This is a genomic window from Nostoc foliaceum FACHB-393, from assembly GCF_014698505.1.
GTDB lineage: Bacteria > Cyanobacteriota > Cyanobacteriia > Cyanobacteriales > Nostocaceae > Nostoc > Nostoc foliaceum_A.
The window spans coordinates 1-5,896 of sequence record NZ_JACJTD010000141.1 but is presented as its reverse complement, the minus strand read 5'-3'; the positions used below and the strand labels follow the sequence as shown (position 1 = coordinate 5,896).

At 43.2% G+C, this 5,896-nt stretch carries 7 protein-coding genes; 4 read left to right on the top strand and 3 right to left on the bottom strand.

Annotation, left to right across the window (positions count from 1 at the left end):
• The first annotated feature begins 307 nt into the window (after positions 1–307).
• Entirely contained in the window at positions 308–454 is a 147-nt protein-coding gene (locus H6G92_RS40110) for a CopG family transcriptional regulator (RefSeq protein WP_242059516.1), read from the top strand.
• Positions 455–1,078: 624 nt separating this feature from the next.
• Complete coding sequence (locus H6G92_RS40720; protein ID WP_277926951.1) at positions 1,079–1,207, top strand: hypothetical protein; 129 nt, start codon at positions 1,079–1,081, stop codon at positions 1,205–1,207.
• Positions 1,208–1,251: 44 nt separating this feature from the next.
• Here H6G92_RS40720 and rpsU read toward each other — a convergent pair whose 3' ends face one another.
• Together rpsU and H6G92_RS37935 are read right to left on the bottom strand one after the other, a co-directional pair.
• Entirely contained in the window at positions 1,252–1,443 is a 192-nt protein-coding gene (gene rpsU / locus H6G92_RS37940; protein WP_094333031.1) for a 30S ribosomal protein S21, read from the bottom strand.
• 120 nt (positions 1,444–1,563) lie between these two features.
• Positions 1,564–1,878 carry an RNA recognition motif domain-containing protein gene (locus H6G92_RS37935; RefSeq protein ID WP_190730472.1) on the bottom strand — a complete coding sequence of 105 codons (315 nt, stop codon included), beginning with the start codon at positions 1,876–1,878 and terminating at the stop codon, positions 1,564–1,566.
• Positions 1,879–2,188: 310 nt separating this feature from the next.
• Between H6G92_RS37935 and H6G92_RS37930 the strand changes: the two genes are divergently transcribed.
• Together H6G92_RS37930 and H6G92_RS37925 are read left to right on the top strand one after the other, a co-directional pair.
• A complete protein-coding gene (locus H6G92_RS37930; RefSeq protein WP_190901905.1) occupies positions 2,189–3,583 on the top strand; it encodes a TldD/PmbA family protein in 1,395 nt (464 codons plus the stop codon).
• Positions 3,584–4,129: 546 nt separating this feature from the next.
• Positions 4,130–4,660, top strand: coding sequence for a pentapeptide repeat-containing protein (locus H6G92_RS37925; RefSeq protein ID WP_190901906.1), 531 nt, complete (start codon positions 4,130–4,132; stop codon positions 4,658–4,660).
• Position 4,661: 1 nt separating this feature from the next.
• Here H6G92_RS37925 and H6G92_RS37920 read toward each other — a convergent pair whose 3' ends face one another.
• Entirely contained in the window at positions 4,662–5,786 is a 1,125-nt protein-coding gene (locus tag H6G92_RS37920) for an RNA-guided endonuclease InsQ/TnpB family protein (protein ID WP_242059515.1), read from the bottom strand.
• Positions 5,787–5,896 lie beyond the last annotated feature (110 nt).

Sequence of the window (5,896 nt, the reverse complement as noted above, 5' to 3'; positions counted from 1 at the left end):
TCCAGGTTAGACTGCCCTTCAGGCTCTGGTGCTCTAATAAGGAAACAACCTCGCTTGTATCAGCCTTATCTTGGAAGTTACCACATTTTCATTCATGGTAATGAAATTTTTTCATTGGGACTGCCCTAACAGTAGCTAAACTTCATACTTGAGAATATACCCTACCTCTTCACTATTGCTTAGAAAAATATAACATCTTACTTCATGATTACTTAAATCAAATGTCATTACTTATACCATTGTAGTAGCAGCTTAAAAGATTGATATTAGAGAAGTAGTTTAAAAATATAGCTTATCTCTCTAGTACATGAATAAAAAATGGGCTGCTAAACGGCTTACAATCAATCTCACTTCAAGCGAGGCACAGAAGCTTGAAACATACTGTTCAATCACGGGGAGACCGGCAACCGATGTGATTCGGGAGTTAATTCGCTCTCTTTCTATTCAAGAGTAAAAAGTTTCCCAAACCTAGTAAATCATACTGAACAAAAAAACGAAACCATGATCTGCACATCTCAATTCCTGAGTGAAATATAGATAGTGTTTTAGAGTTATCAGTTATTTTCCTGCAAACACGTGCTATAGGTAGCAACTGAAGATAATTCAGATGTGATTATGCTCGATTTAGCCATGCCCAACATGGATGTTTTTGAGCTAATATTTCACCTATAAGCGAATCTGCAAACCCGTTCTGTTCTGCTCATTTTTAGTGCTAGCGTATTCGAGGAAAATCGCTAGCGGAGTTTAGAGGCAGGGACAACAGCATTCCTGCCCAAACCCCTCTAGGTCAACGAACTACTCAATAGGCTGTGCGATCGCTGCTGGGAATGAGATGTATGCACAATCTTCATCTCAGCAGTCTACCCAATTGGGGGTTTTCATGCTACTTCCTCTCCTTCTCCCTCAGGAGAAAGAGTACAGGTTGGGCATTATCTGCTTATCGTGCCTCAAATTTCCAAGACAGACCCTTCAAAAGTCTTGTTGACTATTAAGAGAATCGCAAAAATAAATTTTTCAGCCAAATTTTAGTAAAATCAGCGTAGCGATCGCCACCCCGGAAGTAACTATCAAAAGTTCTTTGTCAGTTGGGGGACACACCGTTATTTACATTGCCCATCCCATAATCAGTAATGGCTTTACCAAAACTTACCCTTTAGATTTACATGCAGGTGTACAGCGATCGCCTCTTCGACAGCTAAGAATCTAATGAGAGGATAGGTAAACTCCGCTTACCTTACGTATCGCTTGTTCTCAATTGCGACGGAAATTTCTCTTACGTTGCTTGTGCCTTGCGACTTCTTTGCGCTTGTGTTTTTCCAAAGGTGTTTCAAAGTGACGATGCTTTCTCATGTCTGGAAAAATACCTGCTTTGGAAACTTCCCTTTTAAATCGACGTAAGGCTGACTCAATTCCTTCATTTTCACCCACAAATACTTGGGTCATTTTCATCTCCTACTTAATTGGTACTGGGCAATTTTAAGCTATCCAGTAGACCGGAGCGCAAAAAGGGCAGATAATGATTCTGCCCTTAAGACGTTAAAACTTAATTTTTGATCTTAAAGCTTAGTAGCGTCCGCGAGAGTATCCGCCGCCGCCGCCACCGCGACGGTCGCCACCAAAGGAACCGCCTCTATCTTCCTTGGGTTTAGCTTTATTAACTTTGAGATCGCGTCCCATCCACTCAGCACCATCAAGAGCTTCAATGGCAGCTGTTTCTTCAGCTTCTGTGCCCATCTCTACGAAAGCAAAGCCGCGTGGACGTCCTGTTTCACGGTCAGTAGGTAACTGAACACGTTTTACAGAACCATGTTCCGCAAAAACAGAGGTGAGGTCTTCTTGTGTGACCTCGTAGGATAGATTACCTACATAAATTGACATGCGTTATCTCCAAAATCATAGGTGTGTAGAGATTTAGATTTCGGAGACAAGCTTGTTAAGACCAAAAGGGAAAAGCCTGTCAATACTAAAAACAAACACTGTAACCGAATTTTATTCTCACTTAATTACCTTAGCACATCATTCAGTTCTTACCCATCGTAAAAAAGGAAGTACTCAGAGTGAGCGATCGCTTGTGGACTCCTCAAACAACCTCTAGGTCATAGATTTATAGGCAACTCTAATATTTAGTAGCAGATATTCCCCAAATAATTGCAAAATAAATGCAGTTCGTCATTGTTACTACTTGGAAATGCCGACTACACTTGCTGACGCACAAAATTTACTTTCTGACCTGATCGCTCGCTACTCACAGCGTGTAGATTATCTGATGATTCGCCTTGAAGAAGCAGAAGGGACTGATATCTTGTTGCGTGGCGACAAGGTAGAAACCCTCAGTGAAGGCATCTCCATTGGTGGACATATTCGCGCTTGTTATAAAGGTGGATGGGGGTTGAGCTGCTTTAACGAGCTGGCGACAATTAAGGAGCGGATAGAAGAAGCGATCGCTGCTGCGCGGATGGTTGGTGATGAAGAAACTTTACTTGCACCCATTGACCCGGTGCAAGCAGTATGCGTTCTACCTCTAAAAGGCACCGATCCCCGAAAAATCCCACTCTCGAAGAAAAAGCAATTGTGCGATCGCTATACTGAATTGCTCAAAAGCTTTGATCGCCGGATTACCACTACCTCAGTGCGCTATGGAGACAGCGCCCAAAAAGTGATCATAGCTACCTCAGAAGGCACTTTGATCGAGCAATCTTGGGTGGATATGGAAATGCGCTTTGCCGCCACCGCCAGAAATGGCGAAACCGTACAAACTGGACGGGAAACCACTGGCTCTCGCAAAGCTTACGAAGATTTGACTGATTTGGATGAACAGGTAAAAAGTGCTGCTCAAAGAGCGATCGCCGCTTTATCTCTACCACCGGTCAAAGGCAATACTTACACTGTAGTCATTGACCCAATTCTCACGGGTTTATTTGTCCACGAAGCCTTCGGACATCTTTCTGAGGCTGATATGGCTTACGAAAACCCCGATCTGCTGGAAGTTATGACCATCGGACGGCGGTTTGGCCCAGAAGAACTGCAAATTTTTGATGGTGCGGCTCCAGAGGGACATCGTGGTAGCTATTTTTACGACGATGAAGGCACGCCTGCTACTACTACTCAACTAATTAAAGATGGAGTTTTAGTTGGACGTTTACATTCTCGTGAAACCGCTGGCAAATTGGAGGAAGCGCCTACAGGTAACGCCCGCTGTCTCAGCTATCACTTTACTCCCATTGTCCGAATGACAAATACCTGGATTGAACGGGGTAAAACACCAGTCAAAGACTTATTCACCGATATCAAAGAAGGAGTGTATGCCCGTAATTGGTTAGGTGGGATGACGAATGGGGAAATGTTCACCTTCAGCGCAGGGGAAGCGTGGATGATTAGAAACGGCAAAATTGCGGAACCTGTGAGAGATGTAACGCTTTCGGGAAATGTATTCCAAACATTAGCGGATATTGAGGGAATTGGTAATGATTTTTACTGGGATGAATCCGGCGGTTGTGGTAAGGGAGGGCAAAACGGTTTGTCAGTGGGTTGTGGTGGCCCTAGTCTCCGAATTCGAGATGTAGTTGTTGGTGGGGAAACGTGAACTAATCGCCGCTATACCCGGTATTTCGGGTTAGCTCAGGTTTGTAATACACTGTAGCGGAAGTTTGCCTACCTTTAACAAGGGGCAAAATCCCCTTGTCTGGATTTGCGCCGAATTGTAGTCTGCAAAAGAATACGAATTGGTTTTGCCATAACCTCTGCTAGATGAGCATCAAAATTGAGTATAGCGATCGCTTTTCACTAATAAGCTAATCGTCATTTAAATTGCATGATTTTCATGGTAATAAAAGCTGCAAACCCTCTCCCTTGCTCCCTGCCCCCCTGCGATCTCAATGTGCAAATTAAATGTTTAACAGCTTACTTAAGTTTTTAAGTCCCCGATCATCTATCCCAAGGATGAAAGTAACTCACATCTCTAGATACTAGCGCCAGCGGTTGAAGATGGCTAATCTAGACAAAGGTGATTCAAGATTCACTCTGGTTTGATTCACCACACCAATCCTCTGTGGCGCGTGCTGAGGATTTGCGCTCTCTCTGGTTAACCTGGATAGCCTCAATTAAACGTTCTTTAGCACAGCGACAGATTATGAAAGCAGATCAACTCCTGAAAAACTATGCCGCAGGTGTCAGAGACTTTAGTGATGTCAACTTGAGCGAGGCAAACTTAAGGGAAGCCAATCTCAGCGGCGTAATTTTAGATAGAGCAATTTTAGATGGAGCTAATCTGAGTCACGCTAATTTAGTCCAAGCCAGTTTGATTGAGGCAGACTTAAATGGAGCAAATTTGAGCAATGCTGACCTCAGTGGTAGCAACTTAAGTGGAGCTATCTTGGATGGAGCTATCTTGGATGGAGCAACTTTGGATGGAGCAAATTTGAGTCAAGCTGATTTAACGGTTGCTAAGTTGATTGAAACCAACTTGAGTGAAGCAGATTTGCAGGAAGCAAGTTTGATAGCGGCGAATTTAGATGGAGCCGATTTGAGTGGCGCAGACTTAACTGTAGCCGACTTGTCCCAGGCAAATCTTGCCCAAGCAGATTTGAAGCAGACAAATTTGAGCGGAGCAAATTTGGAGGGAGCCAATATAGAAGGAACAATCCTGGATGAGAATGTGTGAACTACCCACACTGACTTGGAGTACCAAGTACAGTGTCGGCTTCTGTAATCACGGGGGAGTGCCTAAACTTAGACTTTCGTCCAAGAGTAGGACTTAGCTCCCCTCCTACAGCAGAGACGGCTGAACCTTCCGCCTTTATGATTCTGATACCCTCTGCTCTAATATTTATCGCTGCGTTCCCATCCCTGTGATGATGAGTATTGCAATGAGGACAAGTCCATTCACGGACATCCAACGGCATCTCACCTATTTGATAGAAACAATTAGAGCAGAGTTTAGAACTGGGGAACCATCTATCAATTTCAACTAACTTTGCACCTTTGCGTTCTATCTTGTAAGCTAAAAAGTTAGTGAATGTTCCCCACCCTACATCAGATATTGATTTCGCCAATTTGTGATTACGGGCCATGCCTTTAACATGAAGATTCTCTACTATGACAGCTTGGCTATCGCTGACCAACTTATAACTAAGTTTATGTAGAAAATCTTGCCGCGAATTACTAACTCGCTCGTACACCTTGGCAACAACTTTTCTATATCTATTTCTTGACTTACTCCCCTTAACTTTACGTGCTAATTTTTTCTGCTTACGTTTGAGGTTTTTCTCGTGTTTGGCAAGGTGTTTAGGATTGTCGTAAAAAGATATTTTCTTGCCATCGGTTACGACAGCAAAGTGTTTTAGTCCTAAGTCAATACCGTAAATCTTGCCTTCTGAAACAGTAGGGTTTTTACCTTGTATTTCAGTCAGGATAGATGCAAGGTATTTGCCAGAAGGCATTTTACTCACAGTAACAGTTTTGATTTTCCCCTCAATCTGTCTATGTATTTTGGCTTTGATTGCCCCAATATTACCGGGGAGTTTGACGTTACCATCTACAATTTTGACGTTTTGAGGATACTGAATTGACTGTTTTCCGTGCCTGGACTTGAATTTAGGAAATCCAGCACGTTTCTCAAAAAAGTTTTTGTAGGCTGTAGTTAGATTCAGTGTCGTAGCCTGTAAAACTTGACTATAACAATCAGCCAACCACACCGTCTCTTCTGCCTTTTTGAGTGTAGGAAGAAATGCGTTGAGCGCTGCACGGCTAAGTCCTTTCCCCGTCTCCTTATAGAATCCATTTGACATCTTTTACTATCTTGAAGTACAGTTACCGCAAAAGCCGTATCCAGCAGTCATGCCGTACTCTAGCAGCCTAACAGACGAAGAGTGGGAAATCCTTGAACCCCTACTGCCGA